At 57.1% G+C, this 19,776-nt stretch carries 16 protein-coding genes and 1 pseudogene; 5 read left to right on the forward strand and 12 right to left on the reverse strand.

Annotated features, from left to right (window positions below; translation table 11 throughout):
- Positions 1–12 precede the first annotated feature (12 nt).
- The 7 genes from E2K80_RS13610 to E2K80_RS13640 form a co-directional block, all read right to left on the reverse strand.
- Positions 13–1,140, reverse strand: coding sequence for a RuBisCO large subunit C-terminal-like domain-containing protein (locus tag E2K80_RS13610; RefSeq protein ID WP_135375493.1), 1,128 nt, complete (start codon positions 1,138–1,140; stop codon positions 13–15).
- The gene (locus E2K80_RS13615; RefSeq protein ID WP_135375494.1) at positions 1,140–2,144 is read right to left on the reverse strand and encodes a transketolase family protein; all 1,005 of its coding nucleotides are present in this window, start codon (positions 2,142–2,144) and stop codon (positions 1,140–1,142) included. Before E2K80_RS13615 ends, E2K80_RS13610 begins: the two co-directional genes overlap by 1 nt.
- A 14-nt stretch (positions 2,145–2,158) precedes the next feature.
- A complete protein-coding gene (locus tag E2K80_RS13620; RefSeq protein ID WP_135375495.1) occupies positions 2,159–3,085 on the reverse strand; it encodes a transketolase in 927 nt (308 codons plus the stop codon).
- A gap of 82 nt (positions 3,086–3,167) precedes the next feature.
- Positions 3,168–3,611: an RbsD/FucU family protein gene (locus E2K80_RS13625; RefSeq protein WP_238475730.1), complete on the reverse strand. Its 444-nt coding sequence runs from the start codon at positions 3,609–3,611 to the stop codon at positions 3,168–3,170.
- Between the two features lie 62 nt (positions 3,612–3,673).
- Positions 3,674–4,714, reverse strand: coding sequence for a substrate-binding domain-containing protein (locus E2K80_RS13630; RefSeq protein WP_135375497.1), 1,041 nt, complete (start codon positions 4,712–4,714; stop codon positions 3,674–3,676).
- A gap of 23 nt (positions 4,715–4,737) precedes the next feature.
- A complete protein-coding gene (locus E2K80_RS13635) occupies positions 4,738–5,754 on the reverse strand; it encodes an ABC transporter permease (protein ID WP_135375498.1) in 1,017 nt (338 codons plus the stop codon).
- Positions 5,754–7,265 (reverse strand): sugar ABC transporter ATP-binding protein, encoded by a 1,512-nt coding sequence (locus E2K80_RS13640; RefSeq protein WP_135375499.1) that lies wholly within the window; start codon positions 7,263–7,265, stop codon positions 5,754–5,756. The genes E2K80_RS13635 and E2K80_RS13640 overlap by 1 nt, the downstream gene beginning before the upstream one ends.
- 148 nt (positions 7,266–7,413) lie before the next feature.
- Between E2K80_RS13640 and mtnK the strand changes: the two genes are divergently transcribed.
- The 4 genes and pseudogenes from mtnK (at position 7,414) to E2K80_RS13660 (ending at position 11,415) form a co-directional block, all read left to right on the forward strand.
- Positions 7,414–8,670, forward strand: a complete 1,257-nt coding sequence (mtnK, locus tag E2K80_RS13645) for an S-methyl-5-thioribose kinase (protein ID WP_135375500.1) — start codon at positions 7,414–7,416, stop codon at positions 8,668–8,670.
- A pseudogene (mtnA, locus tag E2K80_RS13650) lies at positions 8,667–9,769 on the forward strand (S-methyl-5-thioribose-1-phosphate isomerase). The gene mtnK and the pseudogene mtnA overlap by 4 nt, the downstream one beginning before the upstream one ends.
- Entirely contained in the window at positions 9,770–10,765 is a 996-nt protein-coding gene (locus E2K80_RS13655) for a sugar-binding transcriptional regulator (protein WP_135375501.1), read from the forward strand.
- Complete coding sequence (locus E2K80_RS13660) at positions 10,762–11,415, forward strand: class II aldolase/adducin family protein (RefSeq protein ID WP_135375502.1); 654 nt, start codon at positions 10,762–10,764, stop codon at positions 11,413–11,415. Before E2K80_RS13655 ends, E2K80_RS13660 begins: the two co-directional genes overlap by 4 nt.
- A gap of 161 nt (positions 11,416–11,576) precedes the next feature.
- On the opposite strand, the gene fnrL is transcribed toward E2K80_RS13660, so the two are convergent.
- Positions 11,577–12,320 (reverse strand): transcriptional regulator FnrL, encoded by a 744-nt coding sequence (gene fnrL / locus E2K80_RS13665; protein WP_135375503.1) that lies wholly within the window; start codon positions 12,318–12,320, stop codon positions 11,577–11,579.
- Positions 12,321–12,405: 85 nt separating this feature from the next.
- Between fnrL and hemN the strand changes: the two genes are divergently transcribed.
- Entirely contained in the window at positions 12,406–13,761 is a 1,356-nt protein-coding gene (gene hemN / locus E2K80_RS13670) for an oxygen-independent coproporphyrinogen III oxidase (protein WP_135375504.1), read from the forward strand.
- Between the two features lie 127 nt (positions 13,762–13,888).
- Here the strand turns inward: hemN and E2K80_RS13675 are convergent, their stop codons facing one another.
- Genes E2K80_RS13675 through E2K80_RS13690 form a run of 4 tightly spaced genes read right to left on the reverse strand, consistent with a single transcriptional unit; the run spans position 13,889 to position 19,727 of the window.
- A complete protein-coding gene (locus E2K80_RS13675) occupies positions 13,889–15,493 on the reverse strand; it encodes an ABC transporter ATP-binding protein (RefSeq protein WP_135375505.1) in 1,605 nt (534 codons plus the stop codon).
- Positions 15,490–16,626: an ABC transporter permease gene (locus tag E2K80_RS13680; protein WP_135376630.1), complete on the reverse strand. Its 1,137-nt coding sequence runs from the start codon at positions 16,624–16,626 to the stop codon at positions 15,490–15,492. Before E2K80_RS13680 ends, E2K80_RS13675 begins: the two co-directional genes overlap by 4 nt.
- 38 nt (positions 16,627–16,664) lie before the next feature.
- A complete protein-coding gene (locus tag E2K80_RS13685; RefSeq protein ID WP_135375506.1) occupies positions 16,665–17,819 on the reverse strand; it encodes a microcin C ABC transporter permease YejB in 1,155 nt (384 codons plus the stop codon).
- A gap of 6 nt (positions 17,820–17,825) precedes the next feature.
- Positions 17,826–19,727 carry an extracellular solute-binding protein gene (locus E2K80_RS13690; protein WP_135375507.1) on the reverse strand — a complete coding sequence of 634 codons (1,902 nt, stop codon included), beginning with the start codon at positions 19,725–19,727 and terminating at the stop codon, positions 17,826–17,828.
- Positions 19,728–19,776: the final 49 nt, after the last annotated feature.

Genomic DNA, 19,776 nt, shown 5'->3' on the forward strand with positions numbered 1-19,776 from the left:
ATCGTTTTGCGATCAATCTGACAAGGCAGCCCGCATATCCCGTATGGCTTCACCGATATCATCGCCATATCTAAGCAGGCTACCTCCGAGAAGGTAGACGCAATCATGGCCGTAATTGTCCACCATGTCGCCCAACCGATCGATCGACATACCCCCGCCCGGGCTGGGGAGAATGATGGGGCCAAGCCCATCGGTTTCGCGGCAGTGTTCAACGATCTCTTGGCATTCTTCCCGCGAAAACCCAAAGCGGCCGCCGTAATTGGGAAAAACCGAAATATCGGCACCCGCCAAGCGCATGAGTTGGCCGAAAAGCATCCCGTGCCCGTACCCATTATCCGGAGACAATACATACGGACCCAGATGGCTGGGATGCGCCATGATCGGGAGCCCGAATTCCGGGTCCTGTGCCAGCCGGTTCATCGCGTCAAAACCAAAAAGACCCGGTATCAGCAAGACACCATCGGCACCTGCATCTTTGGCATAATACGCCAGATCGCGCACATGATCACCGTGGCCGCCGATATTGGCGAAATAAAGCGCGCGTGATGTTTCACCGGTCTGTGCGCGTTCGCTATTGGCTTGCAACACCGCTGCTGCACAAAGCTTAACGCGCTCCCTGAAAGGAGCCGCATCTTGATTGGCCAGCCCGTGGTCTTCTTTGATAATGTCCGCGCCCGCCACAGCCGTGAGGTAGCAAAGACGTGCCAGCGTTTCGGATGATGATCCCTGTGGTTTAATCACGGGACAAACAAATCCGCCCGTTTCACGCCCTATCAGACCCCGCAGTCCTGCAGCCCCGAAACGTGCGCCGGAAAATCGCTGCCGCAGATCTGCGTTCGGTGTCAAATTGATCGCTTTCACGCCCCGCAAAATGGACGCATTGCCCAGCACCACATTCAGCAACTGGGGCAATTCGCGACCAACTGCGTCGATGTGATACCCGATGCGGGCAATCCAAACACCGTCACCACCTTCGACGACATCCAGAACCTTGCCCAAGATAGTATCTTCGACATATCCCTTTGGAACAACGTCGCGCGGGATTTCAACAGTGTCTTCCAAAGCAATAGCCTCGGCACGGCCTGCCGCGTCGGCAGCATCATCCGCCCGGATACGGTAGGTGACAATAAACCGATCCATTACAGCCCCTCGGCTTTGGCAAGGGAATGGACCGCGTCAACACGCGCTTCGGCCAAATCCTGTTCGGTGATGTCGAGCTTTTGGCCAAGCAAGCCTTCTACGCCCTGCGTCAGGGCAAGTGCATCTAAACCATAGTATCGCATCAAATAAGCCCGGCTACCGCCATGGGCATAGGTGTCGTTCAGACCCAAACGCTTGAGCTTTTTGCCAACCCCGTTATCTGCCATTATTTCGGCAACAAGCGAGCCTATACCGCCTTCGGTCACATGGTTTTCCAAAGTGATCACACCACCTTTGACAGAATTGATATGATCAAGGATGGCCCCGGCGTTGAACGGTTTGATGGTATTCAAGTGGAGGTGTCGGACCGACACACCGGACGTTTCCAGCGCCTTCGTCGCGCGCAATGCCTCTTCCGTGGTGATCCCTGCTGTCACGATCAACACATCACTCCCAAGACTAAGCTCGCGCATTTGTCCAACGACGATAGGCGTATCGAAAAGCCGTGGCATCGATCCTCGCAAGACCCGACAATAGACGGGGCCGTCGATACTGTCTGCGGCTTCGCAAATGCTCTCGACCTCGGTCGCGTCACCGGTTTCAAGGATGGTCATGTTTGGCATCGACCGCATGACCGAGATGTCTTCGATCGCCTGGTGGGTCATGCCGCCCGGCGTGGTGATACCCGGCAAGAAACCCATAATCCGCACTTTGCGCCGCGGATACGCGATGGATGCCATCAGTTGGTCATAGGGTCTGCGATAGGTGAACACGCCGAAGGTATGAACGAACGGACGATACCCCGCGAGGCCCAGACCGCCGCAAAAGCTCATCATGTTTTGCTCTGCCATTCCCATTGAAAGGAACTGGTCGGGGTAATTGTCGCGAAATTTGTCGATTTCGCACGACGACGTCAGATCCGCAGAGATGCACAAAACATCCGGATTGGCGAGTGCGTGTTTTTCAAAGGCGCGCTCATACGGGCGGCTTACCATTTCTACCATGTTCTTGTGTCCTATCAGTGTGCGTAATCAATTGGGTCAACACCCAATGCATCGGCGATTGAGAGGTTCATCCGCGCGCGCTCTTCTTCGGATTTGAAGCGCACATAGTGCAGGCGCGGAAACCGCTCCTCCAGGATTGGCATTGAATGGAATGGGTTTGAATGTGCCAATATAATCAGCGGTTTGCCATCATGTTTGGTCTTTGCAGCTTCCCGCATATCGTTAAGGTTATGAGCATCCACCTCGACCACGATGGCCCCAAAATTCTCCATCTTGGTTTTGATGTCGCCGACTTCCATGACACTGTCCATCGCCCCGTCACATTGCTGTTTATTGACATCCATAATCGCTTTGACGTTGTCGATCCGGTGATGCGCGCAGCATTGAATGGCTTCCCATGTTTGGCCTTCTTGAACCTCGCCGTCCGACATATAAACCCAGACGCGGCCTTTCTCCCCTCGCTTTTTGCGCGCCCAGGCAAGGCCCGCCGCAGTTGAAAGACCTATTCCCAACGTGCCGTTGTGGACTTCCATCCCAGGTGAATGCTCTGCGCCGATCATCTCAACCGAGGAACCATCTTTGTTGAACATCTCAAGGCCTTCGGCTGCCATGCGCCCTGTTTCGATAAGCGTGGCGTAGGCAACCAAAGCGTAGTGCGCAGGTGCGATAAACAATCGGTCAAACTCTGGAAGGAACGGACCATTGTAGCCTGCCCCCGTGTGGTAATTCGGATTGTCCGCATGGGGCACACCCTCAAACAGCTTCGGGATCATAGGCAAAGTCGGCTCACCCAAATTCAATTCTTCATTGTAGAGCCACGCCAATTGTTCCGCTGCTGAACAGGCTTGAGACAGATAGCCTCCGTTGTTGCGGATCGCGTGTTCGAACACACGCCTGCGAATACCCAGTGCGACATCCTCGGTTGATTTCTCATTCTTCACGGCAATATCCCACGTTGGCCGGTGTTCAGACCGGCTTGGTTAATGACAGGACCATAAGGTCGGTTGTTAGGGCGCGGAGGCGTTAAAAGATGACGCCCTTGCGCAAAATAAAGCACCCAAAGGGGCGGGTTTCACCGCACTGCACGATGGCAAAAGATCTGGCAGCTTGGGCGTAGAAATCTGGTCGCGAGATTGCCGACAAAGCGGCTCCCTCGGGAAGGCACGGGGTCAGGATATCCCACACTTCTCGATGCGCATCCGTGAGATCATCTGGCGTATCATCCGACTGCATCCGCAAAGCTGCATAGGCGCTGAAAGGATCCAGCGGCATCAACTTCGTGATCATATCCACCACCGAGGGGGCATCCTGATCAGGGTAGCGGATCACACCCGAGATGGTGCAGGTGCGTGCCGTTGAAACTGACGGAAAGTTAGAGTCGACAACAGCTATCTCATCGCCGTGGCCCATTTGGGCAAGGCAGAAAAGCAATTCTGGCGTAACGCCCGTGTCAATTCCGTACAGCATGGCCAACTTCAAATGTCTGGAGATGGGTGCTCCGGCCCGTTCAGGAGCCGGAGCGTTTTGTATTAGCGGCTTGGCAAAGGCATCCAGTCGGCCATCGCGACATCAGCATGCTGGAACTGCGGCATCCGTGCGCCCAGTTCTTCCATATTACTGATGTCTTGCTCATTCAGGAAATCCTGCGTGATCAAGGTGGGTGGCACCACGATGCTGCTGCCAGGGTCCTCGCCAGTCAACAGCAATGCCAAAGCCCGTACCGAGACCTCTCCTACAACGGCCGGGTTTGTTGCCACCGTCGCGACCCAAGCAGAGCCGGGTTCGCGCATGGCTGAGATATCCGCGGTTGAGACGTCCGCAGAATAGATATCCACGTCATCCGTCAGGCCAGCTTCATCCACCGCAATCTTCACACCTTTGGCGAATTCGTCATATGGGGCAAAAACGACAGTGATGTTTGGGTTCGCCTGCAAGACAGAACGCGCCTGATTTGCGATCGAGTTGGCAATTGGGTTGTCCAATGTTCCAAAGACTGCCGCTTCCGTGATGCCGGGGTTGGCCTCTCTCACTTCTTCCCAGGCTACGTTTCGACGGTCGAGCGGCGCAATTCCGGGCACATAGACATAGCCTGCCGTAAACGCATTGCCGTTGTCCGCCAACGCCTGATCAAGCGCAAGCCTGCCCAGCAGATAATCGGATTGTTCAACCTGCGGGATGGCGTCGTTTTCGACATCGACGTCAAAGGCGACAACGCTTATGCCAGCATCCACCGCACGTTGCGCCGCGTCTTTCATCGACTCCGTCAACCCGTGCTGAATAATGATCCCATCCACACCCAAAGCAATCGCCTGATCGACCATATCGGCCTGCAATGCCGCATCCTGACGGCTGTCAAACACGCGAAGGTCGACACCCAGCGCCTCTGCCTGGCTTTCCACACCCGCAAGATACGACTGGAAAAAATCACCGGTCGACAGATAACGCACCAAAGCGATTTTTACGTCACCCGCGTTGTCCAAAGGCGCCGGCATGTCAGCAAAAGTAGCCGTGGCCATCCCGGTGCCAAGTGCGGCAACCCCCAGTATTTTCAAAACTTTACGTCTTAACATGATATTTCCTCCCATGTTTTGGTTTAAGATTTCCCACCGGTGCGACGTTTCGCGCTGAGGTAGAACGTGAAGACCAGCGCGAGAACAAGTACCGCGCCTTTGACAAAATCTTGCGTGTAATAGGGCGCGTTCATCATGGTCAGGCCTTGCAGCAGGATGCCGACAAAAAGGGCTCCAATCGCAGTGCCAAAGGCGTTGGCACGTGCAGCCCCCAGCACCGCAAAACCGATCAAAGCGGCGGCAACACTGTCGAGCAGCAGGTTGTTGCCGCTGGCGATATCGCCCCGCCCAAGCCGCGCGGCCAATAATATGCCCCCGACAGAAGCCGTCACGCCTGAAATCATGTAAGCCGCGATCTTGTAGCGATTGACGTTCGCCCCGACCAAGGCAGCGGCCCGTTCGTTGGAGCCAATTGCATACATCATGCGCCCGTGACGTGTGAGTTCGAGGAAGACCCAGATGACAACTGCCGTGATCAGAAAGATGACGACGGGCACGGGAACCAAACGGTCGACAAAAAGATCGAACCGATGCCGGCCCAGCCAAAGGAAAGCCGCTGAAAAAGTGCCCTCGGCAGTGCTCCCATCTGTTAAGCTCATACCTGTTGCGATGGAATTGCCCTGGGTAGGGATACGTTGCAGACCGATGAGCAAAAACATCATACCCAAAGTCGCCAGCAGATCAGGGACTTTGAATTTCACGATCAATAGCCCGTTGATCAAACCCACGACTGCCCCCATGAGAAGGCACAGCAAAACCGCAGACACTGCCGATAGTTCCAGGATGACCATCGCGTAGGCGGACAACATTAAGGCTGTCGTTGCGACTGACCCGATCGACAAATCGAACCCGTCCACGACCAGAGTGCAGGTGACACCTAAGGCCAGGATGCCCGTGATCGCAACCGATTGAAGAATGAAAGCTGCGGATCTCGGCGATGCAAATCCGTTAGCCGAAAGGCTGAAATAGATTACCAACCCGAACAGCAGGATCAGGAATCCAAAACGGATTGCAAAGTTTAGAAGCTTCTCTTGCGTCATCAATAGCTCGCTTGTGTTCTTGTGCCGGCAGTGCCTGAGACCTGGGTGACCAAGGCGCCAAGATCCACATCCTTGTTTGCGTGTTCGCCTGCGATGACGCCCTCGTTCAAGACGATGATCCGGTCGGCAATTTCCAGCGCTTCATCCAGCTCTGCCACAAAAACCAATGTGGAACGGCCTTTGGCAGTGGCACGAATATGAGCACCTATGTCTCTGCGTGCGCCGATATCGACACCCTGAAACGGCTCATCCAACAGCAGGACGCGGCAGTCCTCTAACAGCCAGCGCCCGATCATGACCTTTTGCTGGTTGCCACCTGACAGTGTCGTGATGCTTTCTCCTTCAGACTGACAAACCACTCCGATCCGGTCAATCATGCCCTTGGCAGCGTGTCTTTGCGTACGGGGATTCAGTAATGACATGGCACTGAAGTTCTTCAGAAACGGTAGTGTCATGTTGTTGGCGATATCAAATGTCGGGATGACCGCATTCATGCTGCGGTCTTTCGACGACATGAAAACGCCAACACTCACAGCCTGAGCCGGGGATTGCGGCGCATATGGACGACCATCGATGTGCATTGTCCCTGCGCAAGGGCGTTCCAACCCGAAAACGATATTCGCAAGTTGGCTCTTGCCGCTGCCCAACAGACCGGTGATCGCAACGATCTCGCCATCTGCCGCAGAAAATGAAATCGGCGCCATGCCGCCTTTCAGCTGGACGCCTTCGACTTCAAGAATGGGCGTACCGCCGGATCTTACATCAATGTCCACATCCGTCATGTTGTGGCCAAGCATGGCCGTGACGGCGCCATCCAGATCCAGCGGTGTCTGGTCAAAGACACCGGAAATCTCGCCATCGCGCATGCAGACAATCCGGTCCGCGATACGGCGAATGTCGGACATACGATGCGAGATATACAGGATTGCAACACCTTGATCCCGAAGCCGGTCCACAAGCTCGAACAAGCGTTCCGCTTCGACCGCAGACAGCGATGACGTTGGCTCATCAAGAATAAGGATTTTCGGCTCATACGCCATCGCGCGGGCAATGGCGATCATCTGGCGATCCGCAACAGACAGGTCGGCGACGCGCGCGCGCACATCCATTTCCAACCCCATATTATCGGCAACCTTTTGGGCGGCCGCACGCAAGGCGCGGTCACGCACCATCAACCGCGCCTTCGGTTCTGTCAGGCGGTTTAGCATCAGGTTTGTGGCAACATCCAAGTCAGGGATCACACCGTCGTCAATCGATTGATGAACCGTCACAACCCCACATGCGATTGCAGCGGCGGCATCGCCCGGCAGGTAATTTTCGCCGCCCAATGACATCGTTCCAGCGTCACATGCGTAAAAGCCGCAAAGGATCTTCACGAGCGTCGATTTGCCTGCGCCATTGGCGCCCATCAACACAAGGACCTCTCCTGCGTTCAGGTCCAAATCAATTCCGCGCAGAACATGATTCCGAGCGAATGATTTCTCTAAGCCTCTGATTTCGCAGGTCTTCATATGTGAAACAGGCTCCGATACGGATCAGGGATTCATTGACTCCCTATCTTCGATATGAGCGTTATATTCAAAAGTCAAATTAATTGTCTATTGACTAATAGCGGTCCTTTTGATGATAGTCGTCTAACTGCATCGAGGAATCCCGGTCATGAAAGAAGCATCGTATCTGGCCTTGACCCAGGAAAGCCTGCCGCCCCGGCTGGCAGGTATTCCGGCTGTTACAGAACGCTTGGGCCGCGCCCATGACACCTGGCGCGTGAAGGAAGTGGGCGATGGCAACCTAAATCTGGTATTCATCGTCGAAAGCTCCGAAGGCAGCCTGATTGTAAAGCAGGCCCTCCCTTACGTGCGACTGGTTGGAGACAGCTGGCCTTTGCCGCTGTACCGCGCGTTTTACGAATTCAACGCGTTAATGCGGCAGGCGCAGCGCGATCCCGGCGCTGTCCCAGAGGTATTCCATTTCGATGAGGACCAGGCGCTGATCGTGATGGAGTTCCTTTCGCCTCATGTCATCTTGCGCAACAAGCTGATCGCTGGCGAGAAAGTTGCAGGGCTTGGTGCGTTTTGCGGGCGGCATTGCGCGCGGATGGCGTTTCGCGGCTCCGAATTGTCGATGAAAAGCGCCGACAAAAAGACCGATGTCGGAGTGTTCGCGGGCAACATCGAAATTCCCGCGATTACGGAAAGCCTGGTGTTCACTGATCCCTACTTTGATGCCGAGATGAATACCCACACTGCTGGCCTGGATCCGTTAGTGGCAAAACTACGCAGCGATGTCGCGCTGAAATGCGCGGTCCAATCGATGTTGGTCAAATTTTCAAGCAATACCGAAACGATGCTGCATGGCGACCTGCATTCCGGCTCTATTATGGCGACGGAAACCGATATTCGCATCATCGACCCGGAGTTCGCACAATATGGGCCGATGGGCTTTGATATTGGTACGCTCACCGCGAACTACTTGATGGCCTATTTCAGCCAACCCGGCCACCGCGGCGCCGATCTGGAGAGGTATCAAGACTGGATCCTGAGTGTGATCACGGACAGTTTTGAGGCCTTCGACGCCGAGTTTCGGCGCCTGTGGGCCACCGAACGGTCAGGCATGCTTTACCCCAAATCCTTGTTCGAGGATCAGGGCCATGGGTCCGAGCCTGCATGCAATGCAATGCTTGAAGCCATCTGGCAGGATGCAGTGCAGTTCTGCGGCATCGAAATGCACCGGCGCTGTTTGTCTTTGGCACACAACGCCGACTTCGAAACAATCAAAGATGCGCAAACGCGGGCGGGTCTTGAAGCCCGCAACCTTGAAATGGGTGCCACGTTGATTTTGAGCGCCGATAAAGTCAAAACTTCTCAGGCGCTGTGTGCGCTTGCGCGGACATTCAACGGAAAGGACGTCCTATGAAAGTCAACGGTACGCATTACCGCTCTTTGTGGTGGAACACGGACGACGACGTTCTAGAGATCATCGACCAGCGGTCCCTGCCCTATGAATTCATTATTCAACAGGTCCGAACGCTGAAGGATTTTCAGGATGCGATTGTTGAAATGCGGGTGCGTGGCGCACCGCTGATTGGCGCAACAGCAGCCTACGGCATGGCCCTTGCAATGAAACTTGACCCATCTGACGGCAATTTGGACGCTGCATGGGAAAGCCTGAATGCGACACGGCCGACGGCGATCAATCTGCGCTGGGCACTGAACAGATGCCGCGCTGCTATATCCCACCTCCGGCCGTCTGAAAGAGCCGCCGCTGCTTTGTCTTTGGCCCATGAAATTGCCGATGAAGACGTTGAGATCAACCGCCGTATCGGCGCGCACGGGCTTGAGCTGATCCGCGAAATTGCGGCCAAGAAATCCAGTGCTGACCCCGTGCGTTTGCTCACGCATTGCAACGCAGGCTGGATCGCGACCGTAGACTGGGGCACAGCGACCAGTCCGATGTATCAAGCCCATGATGCCGGTATCCCGCTGCATGTTTGGGTTGATGAAACCCGTCCACGCAACCAAGGCGCGCTAACCTCTTGGGAATTGGGCTGCCACGGTGTGCCGCACACCTACATAACGGACAACGCGGGGGGCACCTTATGCAGCATGGCATGGTTGATATGGTGATCGTTGGCACGGATCGCACGACCCGACGGGGCGACGTTTGCAACAAGATCGGCACCTACCTCAAGGCGCTTGCCGCCCATGATAATGGGGTGCCCTTCTATGTTGCCCTGCCCTCGCCCACGATCGATTGGACCGTGACCAACGGTGTCGCGGAGATCCCGATCGAAGACCGCAATCCGCGCGAAACAACGCATATCCAAGGCACATGCAAAGATGGAAGCCTGGGCGTCGTTCAAGTCACACCCGATGGCACGCCCGGCGGCAACCCCGCCTTTGATGTGACGCCCAACCGCCTGGTAACAGGACTGATTACAGAGAAAGGCATCTGCGAGGCATCAGCAGAGGGGCTGGCCCGGCTGTTCCCCAACATGGCTATGGTAGCGGAATAAATGGCGGCAGTGCCCCCTTCGCACGCCCGGCCTGCCGGGGGCGCTTCTGGACGGAGTTCCCGACAGGATAGCTATATAATCGAGGCGACCTGGCTCTATTTTCATGATGAGCTCAACCAAGGGGAAATCGCAAAGCGTCTTAACATCAGTCGTGCGTCTGTCGTCAACTACTTGGCCGAGGCCCGGCGGCGCGACTATGTGCGGATCACGTTAGACAGTGATGTCTTTCGCAACAACCAGCTCGCCTCTGAACTAAAGGAAAGGTTCGGTATTGCTGACGCATTGATAGTGCCCACGGATACAACATCCAAAATCCGTTCGTTTGAGCGCGTCGTTCGGGCAGCCTCTGACTGGCTGCCTCAGTTTTTGGTCGCCGGGGATGATTTAGGCGTCGCTTGGGGAGAGACGATATACCGTCTGGCGGAAGTCGCACCGAAACTTGATCTACACGATCTTACCATCGTCCAGTTGATTGGCTCAAAACCGTCAGAGATCGGGTTTGCCCCCGAAAACTGTGCTGCGACGCTGGCGCAGCGGTTTGGCGCACATTGTGCCAACCTGCATGTGCCGCTTTTGCTGTCGACACGAGAACTGTGCGACAGCCTTAAGGCCGAGCCGATGATTGCCCGCCAGCTTCAAATGATCGAGGATTGCACCAAAGTCATTTTCGCGGCCGGCACAGTCGATGAAAACAGTCATATTGCCCTCACTGGTTTGCTGGACAAAGACATCCTGTTGAACATGCGCGCACAAGGGGCCGCCGGCGTCATCTGCGGGCGCATCATCGACCAAAATGGCGTCGCCATGCCGGCGCCGAATGAAGGGCAGATGATTGGTGTCACGCTGGATCAAATGCGCAAGAAAGAACTGGGTATGCTTGTGTCTGCCGGTGTGGACCGTGTTCCGGCAGCGCGTGCCGCGATGGCGGGTGGATATGTGACACATCTTGTGACCTGCTCTGCCTCGGCGCAAAGGCTCTTGCAGGATGAACCATGAACCCAGATTCTGAGGATGCTCTACGCCAATCCATCATAGATAGCTGCCTTTGGATGAACACGAGCGGATTGAATCAGGGAACATCCGGCAACATCTCCGTGCGCTGCGGCGATCACATGATTATCACACCTTCCGGCATTCCTTACGACCAGTTGCACCCAGACATGCTTTGCTGCGTCCCGCTGAACGCAGATCCGAATCCGGTCGCGCGCAATCGACCCAGCAGCGAATGGCGGTTTCACCAAGCACTTTTGAATGCAAAGCCCGACCAGTCAGTCGTCGTCCACGCCCATCCCGCGCATGTTACAGCTATTGCGGTTCAGAGGCGCAGCATTCCCGCCTGCCATTACATGATCGCCGCGTTTGGTGGAGATGACGTGCCTTTGGTCGATTATGCGCTGTTTGGCAGCTCGGAATTGGCTGAACTGGTCACAAAGGCAATGGCAGAACGCAGTGGGTGTCTCATGGCGAACCACGGCGCAATAACGACCGGAAACAGCCTCGCACGCGCCTTGTGGCGTATGGAAGAATTAGAAAACCTGGCGCGTGTGTATTTGTTGGCGCAATCCTGCGGAACACCAAAAATCCTAAGCAACGCAGAAATGGCGGAAGTGGTAGAAGCCTTTGGCGACTACGGGCCTACGGACTGACATGGCTCAGAACCAAAGCAGAAATCGTTTTCCGGATCAGCAAGCTGCTGCTCTCGAACGCGAATTTCGATGGGCGATGGTGCAGAATACTTGATTGATCCGGCGCATCGTTGGCAGCCCGATGCCGTCAGCTTATAGCGTTTCGACTTTATGTTGAAACGCTATAGCATACCGCCATCTGCATCATCTCCGGTTTCGTTCATCAACAGGTCGAAATCCGGGATGGTGATCTGGCGTTTGCCGCCCAGATGGATCACGTCATCGCGTTTCAGCGCTGACATCTGGCGGCTGACCGTTTCCAGCGTCAGGCCCAGATAATCCGCCATCGCCTCTCGTGTCAGCGGCAGATCAAACGCCACATGGCCACGGGACGGCAATTCTTTCAGGCTGGCATCGCGCCGGGCGATGATCGACAGCAGGCTGGCGATCTTCTCCCGCGCGGTCTTGCGGCCCAGAAGAAGCATCCATTCGCGCGCCGCATCCAACTCGTCCAGGGTCATTTCCAGAAGCCGCTGGCTGATATGCGCGTTGTCCGAGATCAGTTGCTGGAACGGCAGACGCCGGAAGCAGCACAGCATCACATCGGTGGTGGCCACAACATCATATGACGCAACTTCGCGGTTCGGGCGGCCCAGAAAATCACTGGGCAGCAGCAGCCCCACCATCTGCCGCCGTCCATCCTCCATCGTCTGGGTCAGCGAGGCCACGCCTTCGACGACAGAGGCCACGAAATTCATCTTGTCACCGGCCCAGATTATGGTCTGCCCGGCCTCGTATTTACGGTAATATTTTATCGCTTCCAGATGTTCCAGCTCATCCGATTCGCATCGGGCACATACCGCGCGATGCCGGATCGGGCAGTCAACACAGTCCTGCTGTGGAAGGGAAAATTGACGGCTGGGCATGTATTATCACCGCAAAAAAGACCGCGAGGAATTGTATTGATTTCGATCAAGGACACTATGGTTTATCACTTTTAAATCTACTTCAATGGAGCATCTGACGCAACTTCGCCGCCTGGGTCTGTTTGACTCAAAAGTCCCTCGGTATACGAGCTATCCGCCCGCGACCAAATTCTCGAATGATGTCACCGGGGATGTGTTTGCAGACTGGGTTCGCGCCATCCCGCCCGGGTCGCGGATTTCCGCATATGTGCATGTGCCTTTCTGCCGCAGGCTCTGCTGGTTCTGTGCCTGCCGCACCCAAGGCGTCCGCTCTGACGAACCGGTCGCGGCCTATCTGGCCAGCGTGAAAAGCGAAATCGCGCTTCTCAGGCAGATTCTCCCCGAGGGTGTTGAACTGGTACGGCTGCATTTCGGTGGCGGCACACCAACGCTGATGTCACCCGACATGCTGGCCGATCTAGCAAACACGCTGACAGACACATTGCCATTGGCAGAAGGCGCCGAATTCTCGGTCGAGATCGACCCCAATGAGATTGATGCAGCCCGGCTGGATGCATTGGCCACAGCAGGCATGAACCGGGCCTCGATCGGGGTGCAGGATTTTGATCCGGCGATCCAGCAGATCATCGGCCGTATCCAGAGCTATGATATCACCCGTGATGTGGTCGAAATGCTGCGCGCCCGTGGCATCCGTTCGCTGAACGCCGACATCCTTTTCGGCCTGCCCGACCAAAGCCAGGCGCGGATTTCCGAAACCGTGCAGATGCTGCTGTCGCTCGCCCCTGACCGGGTGGCGCTTTATGGCTATGCCCATGTGCCCTGGATGGCCAAACGCCAGGCGATGATCCCGACCGACACGCTGCCAACGCCCGAGGAACGGCTGGCCCTGTTCGAGACCGCGCGGAAGCTTTTCGTCTGGGATGGCTATGCCGAGATCGGCATCGACCATTTCGCGCGGCCCGGTGACGGGCTGGAACGGGCCGCCCGCACCGGCCATCTGCGGCGGAATTTCCAGGGCTATACGACGGATACCTGCGATGTGCTTCTGGGCATCGGCGCCTCGTCGATCTCGCGCTTTCCACAGGGTTTTGCGCAGAACGTCTCTGGCACGGCGGCCTATCAGAAAGCCGTCCGTGCAGGGGTGCTGGCCACCGGGCGCGGCCATATCCATAGCGGCGAAGACATTCTGCGCGCGCGGATGATTGAAATGCTGATGTGTGATTTCCGCATCGACAGCGCCGAACTGCTTGAGACATTCAATGTCACGCCTGATACGCTCAAAACACTCTATACCAGAGCCGTCGGCGCCTTCCCCGGCATGGTCCGCGTCGACGCGAAGGGCTTTGGCATTCTGCCGGAGGGCCGGGCGCTTTGCCGGATCATCGCGCGCAGCTTTGATGCCTATGAGATGCAGGTCGACGGGCATTCATCGGCCATCTGACTCTGTTTGGTGGATAAACGGGGCGCTGCCCCCGCCTTCGGCTCCCCCGAAGTATTTATGAGATAGAGAAAAGCAGGGCCGTCTTCTTCTCTATCTTCAAAATACTTCCGCCGGAGGCATCGGAGATTCAGGCCGCGCTGCCATCCGCATGGAGATCAAACGCCGCAGTCAGAAGCGCCTGCGTATAGGCCGATTTCGGGGCGGTGAAAATCTCCTCGCGCAGGCCGGTTTCCACGATATCCCCGTGTTTCATCACGATGACTTTATGGGCCAGCACGCGCACCACTTTCAGGTCATGAGAGATAAATATATAGGCCAGCCTGTGGCGGCGTTGCAGATCGCGCAGCAATTCCACGATCTGCACCTGCACGGTCATATCCAGCGCCGATGTCGGTTCATCCAGCACCACCAGTTTCGGGTTCAGGATCATCGCCCGCGCAATCGCGATGCGCTGGCGCTGACCGCCCGAAAACTCATGGGGATAGCGGTGCATCATCCCCGGGTCGAGGCCGACCTCATGCAGGATATCGGCCACCATCTGGCGTTTGTTCAGGCCAATTCCCATATCATGGACGTTAAGCCCTTCTGCCACGATCTGTTCCACCGTCATGCGCGGAGACAGGGAACCATAGGGGTCCTGAAACACGATCTGCATGTCGCGGCGCAGCGGGCGCAGGGCGGTCGATTTCCAGCCCTGCACATCCTGCCCCATGAACACCACCGGTCCCTCTGACGAGATCAGCCGCATCACCGCCAGGGCCAGGGTGGTCTTGCCCGAGCCGCTTTCGCCCACCACACCCAGGGTTTCCCCCGCCCGCACCGAGATCGAGGCCGCATTCACCGCCTTCACATGCCCGACCGTGCGTTTCAGCAGGCCGCGATATATCGGGAACCAGACGCGCAGGTCATGGGTGTTGACAATCTCGGGGGCATCCTCGGGCACCGGATCAGGTTCTCCTGTGGCCTCGGCTGCCAGCAATATGCGGGTATAGGGATGTTGCGGGTTGTCAAAAATCTCGGTTGTGCGCCCGGTCTCGACAATCTCGCCCCCCTGCATGACACAGACGCGATCAGCAAAGCGCCGGACAATGCCCAGATCATGGGTGATGAACAGCAGGCTCATTCCCTCGGCCCGTTTCAGATCGGCCAGAAGTTCCAGAATCTGCGCCTGAATGGTGACGTCCAGCGCCGTTGTCGGTTCATCCGCGATCAGCAGATCGGGGCCGTTTGCCAGGGCCATGGCAATCATCACCCGCTGGCGCTGCCCGCCTGACAGCTCATGCGGATAGGCGCCCAACCGGGTCTCGGGGTCACGAATGCCGACCTTGGTCAGCAATTCGATGATCCGCGCCCGGGCGGCCTGCCCGCGCAGCCCCTGATGCAGGCCCAGGCTTTCGGCAAGCTGTTTTTCCAGCGTGTGCAGCGGGTTCAGCGAGGTCATCGGCTCCTGAAAGATGAAACTGATATCATTGCCGCGCACCCGCCGCAGATCAGCCTCGCGCGCGCCGATCATCTCGGTGCCGCGATAGGTGACAGACCCGGTCAGCCTTGCGCTTTCAGGCAGCAGCGCCACGGTCGACAGGGCCGTCACCGATTTGCCGGAGCCGCTTTCCCCGACAAGGGCAACGGTCTCCCCCTTTTCGATGGTGAAGCTGACACCTTTCACAGCGTCAGTCGTCGCCCCATCCTGGGTGAAGCTTACACTCAGATCCCTGACGTTGAGCACAGTCATTGAAATGTCTTTCTGGGATCGAACGCATCGCGCACCCCTTCAAAGATGAAGACCAGCAGCGACAGCATGATTGCGAAGCTGAAAAAGGCGGTGAAGGCCAGCCAGGGCGCATGCAGATTGTTCTTTGCCTGCAGGGTCATCTCGCCCAGGGACGGCGCCCAGGACGGCAATCCGAAACCCAGAAAATCCAATGCGGCCAGGCTGCCTATCGTTCCGGTGACGATGAAAGGCAGCATGGTCAGCGTGGCCACCATGGCGTTGGGAAGGACATGGCGGAATATGATCACCCGGTTTGAAATGCCAAGCGCGCGCGCGGCGCGGACATATTCAAAATTCCGGGCCCGCAGAAACTCGGCACGGACCACACCGATCAGGGCGGTCCATCCGAACAGCACCATCAGAAAGGCCAGCAACCAGAAATTCATCCGGAAAATGGCGGCCACAATGATAATGACAAACAGGCTTGGCGTTGCGCTCCAAATCTCGATGATCCGCTGAAAGACCAGATCCAGCCAGCCACCGAAATACCCCTGCACGGCCCCGGCTGCGATACCGATAAGCGAGGTCAGGCCGGTGACGATCAGCGTAAACATCACACTCAGCCGAAAGGCATAGATCACCCGGGCCAGAACGTCGCGGGTTGTGTCATCGGTGCCCAGCCAATGGTCGGCATCAGGGGCGGATGGGGCCGTGGTGCCAAGATCGTTGATCGTTTTGTAGGAATAGGGCACCGGCGGCCAGAGCAGCCAGCCCTGATGCACCTCTTGCCCATCGAAGATACCATCTTGCTGCACATCCGCGATCACACCGGCGGGATCGTCCCAGCAGGCCTCCAGCCCGCCGGAAATGATCAGGCAGCTCACTTCCGGGTCCCGATACACGGCTTCGGCCGGGAAATCGCCGCCAAACTGGGTTTCGGGGTAGAAATTGAAGATCGGAGTGTAAAGCTCGCCCTGATAGCTGACCAGCAGCGGCTTGTCATTGGCAAGCAGTTCGGCAAACAGCGACAGGCCGAACAGGACCGAGAAGACCAGCAAAGACCAATAGGCCCGCCGGTTGGATTTGAAATTCCGCCAGCGACGTTTGTTCAGCGGCGACAGCCTGAATATCCCGCCCCGGGGGTCAGGCGGCATGGCCCCGGATGCCGTGTGATCATCCCTGAGCGTCATCTCTAGGTCTCCCGCGTTTCAAAGTCGATACGCGGGTCGATCCAGACATACATCAGATCTGAAAACAGCCCTACCACCAGCCCGATCAGACCGAACACAAAAAGCGTGCCAAAAATCACCGGATAATTGCGGCTGATCGCGGCCTCGAACCCCAACCGGCCCAACCCGTCAAGCGAGAATATTGTCTCGATAATCACCGAACTGCCGAAGAAGACACTGACAAAGACCGCCGGAAAACCCGCAATGACAATCAACATCGCATTGCGGAATATATGGCCGTACAGCACCTGGTTCTGCGCCAGCCCCTTGGCCTTGGCGGTCATCACATATTGCTTTTTGATCTCATCCAGAAAGCTGTTCTTGGTCAGCAGGGTCAGGGTTGCAAAGGCCGAAATGGTCGAGGCGGTTACCGGCAGGGCGATGTGCCAGAAATAATCTCCGATCTTCTGCCACCATGTCAGCGTGATCCACACATCCGAGGATGAGGTCAGCCCCCGCAACGGGAAGATCTGCCAGTAAGACCCGCCCGCAAACAGCACCAGAAGCATGATCGCAAACAGGAATGACGGGATCGAATAGGCAATGATGATAACCCCGCTGGTCCAGTTATCAAACCGCGACCCGTCGCGGACGGCTTTGCGAATGCCCAGAGGGATCGAGACGATATAGGCAATCAGCGTCGACCACAGGCCCAGCGTGATCGACACCGGAAGCTTGTCCACCACCAGTTCCATCACGCTTTCGGAATGAAAGAAGCTGTCCCCGAAATCAAAACGCACATAATTCCAAAGCATCAGGAAAAACCGTTCCACTGCCGGAATACGCTCGGAAACGCATTCCTCCGCATCCAGATCGGGGGGTCCGGTGAACCCCTCGGCACAGGTGATGCGGGAGAAATTGAAGGAAATTTCCAGCTCTTCAAGGAACCGGGGGGGCACGCCCCGTCCACCCTGATACGCGCCTTCTATCTCGATATTGCCGGCCTCGCCACCACCGCCCGAGATCGTGGCAAAGACATCGCCTTCACCCTCCAATTGCGCCAGAACCTGGTCAATCGGGCCGCCGGGCACAAACTGCGTCAGGGTAAAATTGATCACCATGATCCCGAACAGCGTCGGGATCATCAGCAAAAGCCGTCTGAGAATATAGGCGCCCATGGCGGTTTAAAACGCCCCCGCAGCGCGCAGCGCGGCTTCGGCCTCGGCATCCACCCACCAGAAATCAAGGAAGCCGAGTGCGTAGGGCGGCAGCGGCTCGGGATAGCGGTATATGTCGTAATAGGCGACCCAATGGGCATCATTGAACCATTGCGGCACCCGAAACCGTTCCCAGCGCAGAACCCGGTCGAGGGCTGAGACCGCCACATTCAACTCTTCCTGCGTCTCCGCATTCACCACATGTTCGATCAGCACATCCACCGCCGGATCGGCCAGACCGGCGGCGTTGAAAACAGAATCATTCGCGGTTTCCGAGCCGAAATACTGCCGCAGCCCGGCCCCCGGTTCATATCCCATGGGAATATGGTCGGTGATGATATCGAAATCATGGTCGCGCTCGCGCTGGGTCATCTGCGCACTGTCCACGCGGGTCAGTCGGGCATTGATCCCGACCGCGCGCAGGTTTTCCACATAGGGGTTGATGAGCCGGTCGAACATCAGGCCCGAATTCAGAAACTCCACATCCAGGGTCTGCCCGGCCGCATTGCGGGCCAGCCCGTCATCGCCGATGATCCAGCCTGCCTCTTCCAGCAGCCCGATGGCGCGGCGGGCCTGTCGCCGGTCCAGCGCCCGATCCGGGGTCGAGGCGGGCAGGCTGAACGGGTCCTCGGTAAAGACCTCGGGGCGCAACTGGTCCCGCAAAGGGTCCAGCAAGGCCAGTTCCGCCGCGCCTGGCAGGCCCGTGGCCGCCAGATCGGTGTTCTGCCAGAAAGAATCATTCCTTACATACAGCCCGTAAAACAACGTCTGGTTGGTCCATTCAAAATTGAACATCAGCGCGATGGCCTCACGCACGCGGACATCCTGAAACTGCTCGCGCCGCAGATTGATGATGAAACTCTGACCGGTCGAAATGGTGCCATCGGGAAGTTCAGCCTGCACCACATAACCCTGCTCCAGCGCCGGGAAATCATATGCGGTCGCCCAGTTGGACGAACTGCTTTCCTGCCGGAACAGGTAATTGCCCGCCGTGAACCCCTCGAACGCGGCAACCGCATCGCCATAATATTCAATGCGGATGCGGTCGAAATTATTCCGCCCGCGATTGATTGGCAGGTCATTGCCCCAATAATCGGGGTTGCGGGCATAAACGACACGCTGGCCCGGTTCCACCTCTTCCAGAATATAGGGCGCCGACCCGATCAAAGGCTCCAGACGCGACTCGCTGAAGGCAAGGCCCGAAGCCTCATGGCTGGCCCGCGAAATGACCGGCAAGCCCCCGGCCGAGACAATCCGCCCCCGGAGCGGCGATGTCGGATTGAAATCGAACCGGATGCGCCGGTCATCCAGCACCTGCGCCCCGGAAATTGTCCGCCCGATCTGCGCGCGGAAGCTGGGCAGGCCATCATCGCGCAAAATCTCGTAGCCAAACAACGCATCATCCGCGGTCACCGGCGTGCCATCGGAAAACCGCGCTTCTTCCCGGATGGTGAAAATCACATAAGACCGGTCTTCCGGGTAGGCGATGCTTTCGGCCAGCAACCCATAGGCCGAGCCGATCTCATCCGCAGTGCTTTCCAGCATGGCTTCGAAAAAGATCGAGGAGAGCACCGCAGGGCGCCCTTCCCGCGTATAGGGATGCATCGAGTCGAACGAGCCTGTGGACCAGCCGAACGATATCTCTCCGCCCTTGGGGGCGTCCGGGTTCACATAATCCAGATGCTCGAAATCGGGGCCATAGCGCAGATCGCCAAAGGTCGAAACGCCATGGGTGACGATCAGATCATCCTCGGCCCGCGCCATCCCCGCCATCAGAATCAAAGCCATCAGCAGACCAGCAGACCACAGGCTCAAATGCCGCCGATCCGGGGCGGGTCTGGTCTGAACCTGGGATGTATGATTGCGCATGGCGCCCTCCACTGCTGTTTTCTGGTCTGGTTGGCTATATATCTGGGCT

Source organism: Rhodophyticola sp. CCM32, from assembly GCF_004751985.1.
Taxonomy (GTDB): Bacteria; Pseudomonadota; Alphaproteobacteria; order Rhodobacterales; family Rhodobacteraceae; genus Rhodophyticola.

Excerpts from the sequence above, each read along its gene's own strand:
- E2K80_RS13610 (WP_135375493.1), bottom strand. The coding sequence starts at position 1,140 with ATGGATCGGTTTATTGTCACCTACCGTATCCGGGCGGATGATGCTGCC.
- E2K80_RS13625 (WP_238475730.1), bottom strand. The coding sequence starts at position 3,611 with ATGCTGTACGGAATTGACACGGGCGTTACGCCAGAATTGCTTTTCTGC.
- E2K80_RS13635 (WP_135375498.1), bottom strand. The coding sequence starts at position 5,754 with ATGACGCAAGAGAAGCTTCTAAACTTTGCAATCCGTTTTGGATTCCTG.
- E2K80_RS13615 (WP_135375494.1), bottom strand. The coding sequence starts at position 2,144 with ATGGTAGAAATGGTAAGCCGCCCGTATGAGCGCGCCTTTGAAAAACAC.
- E2K80_RS13660 (WP_135375502.1), top strand. The coding sequence starts at position 10,762 with ATGAACCCAGATTCTGAGGATGCTCTACGCCAATCCATCATAGATAGC.
- hemN (WP_135375504.1), top strand. The coding sequence starts at position 12,406 with ATGGAGCATCTGACGCAACTTCGCCGCCTGGGTCTGTTTGACTCAAAA.
- mtnK (WP_135375500.1), top strand. The coding sequence starts at position 7,414 with ATGAAAGAAGCATCGTATCTGGCCTTGACCCAGGAAAGCCTGCCGCCC.
- E2K80_RS13685 (WP_135375506.1), bottom strand. The coding sequence starts at position 17,819 with ATGGGCGCCTATATTCTCAGACGGCTTTTGCTGATGATCCCGACGCTG.
- E2K80_RS13630 (WP_135375497.1), bottom strand. The coding sequence starts at position 4,714 with ATGTTAAGACGTAAAGTTTTGAAAATACTGGGGGTTGCCGCACTTGGC.
- E2K80_RS13680 (WP_135376630.1), bottom strand. The coding sequence starts at position 16,626 with ATGCCGCCTGACCCCCGGGGCGGGATATTCAGGCTGTCGCCGCTGAAC.
- E2K80_RS13640 (WP_135375499.1), bottom strand. The coding sequence starts at position 7,265 with ATGAAGACCTGCGAAATCAGAGGCTTAGAGAAATCATTCGCTCGGAAT.
- E2K80_RS13675 (WP_135375505.1), bottom strand. The coding sequence starts at position 15,493 with ATGACTGTGCTCAACGTCAGGGATCTGAGTGTAAGCTTCACCCAGGAT.
- E2K80_RS13690 (WP_135375507.1), bottom strand. The coding sequence starts at position 19,727 with ATGCGCAATCATACATCCCAGGTTCAGACCAGACCCGCCCCGGATCGG.
- E2K80_RS13655 (WP_135375501.1), top strand. The coding sequence starts at position 9,770 with ATGGCGGCAGTGCCCCCTTCGCACGCCCGGCCTGCCGGGGGCGCTTCT.
- fnrL (WP_135375503.1), bottom strand. The coding sequence starts at position 12,320 with ATGCCCAGCCGTCAATTTTCCCTTCCACAGCAGGACTGTGTTGACTGC.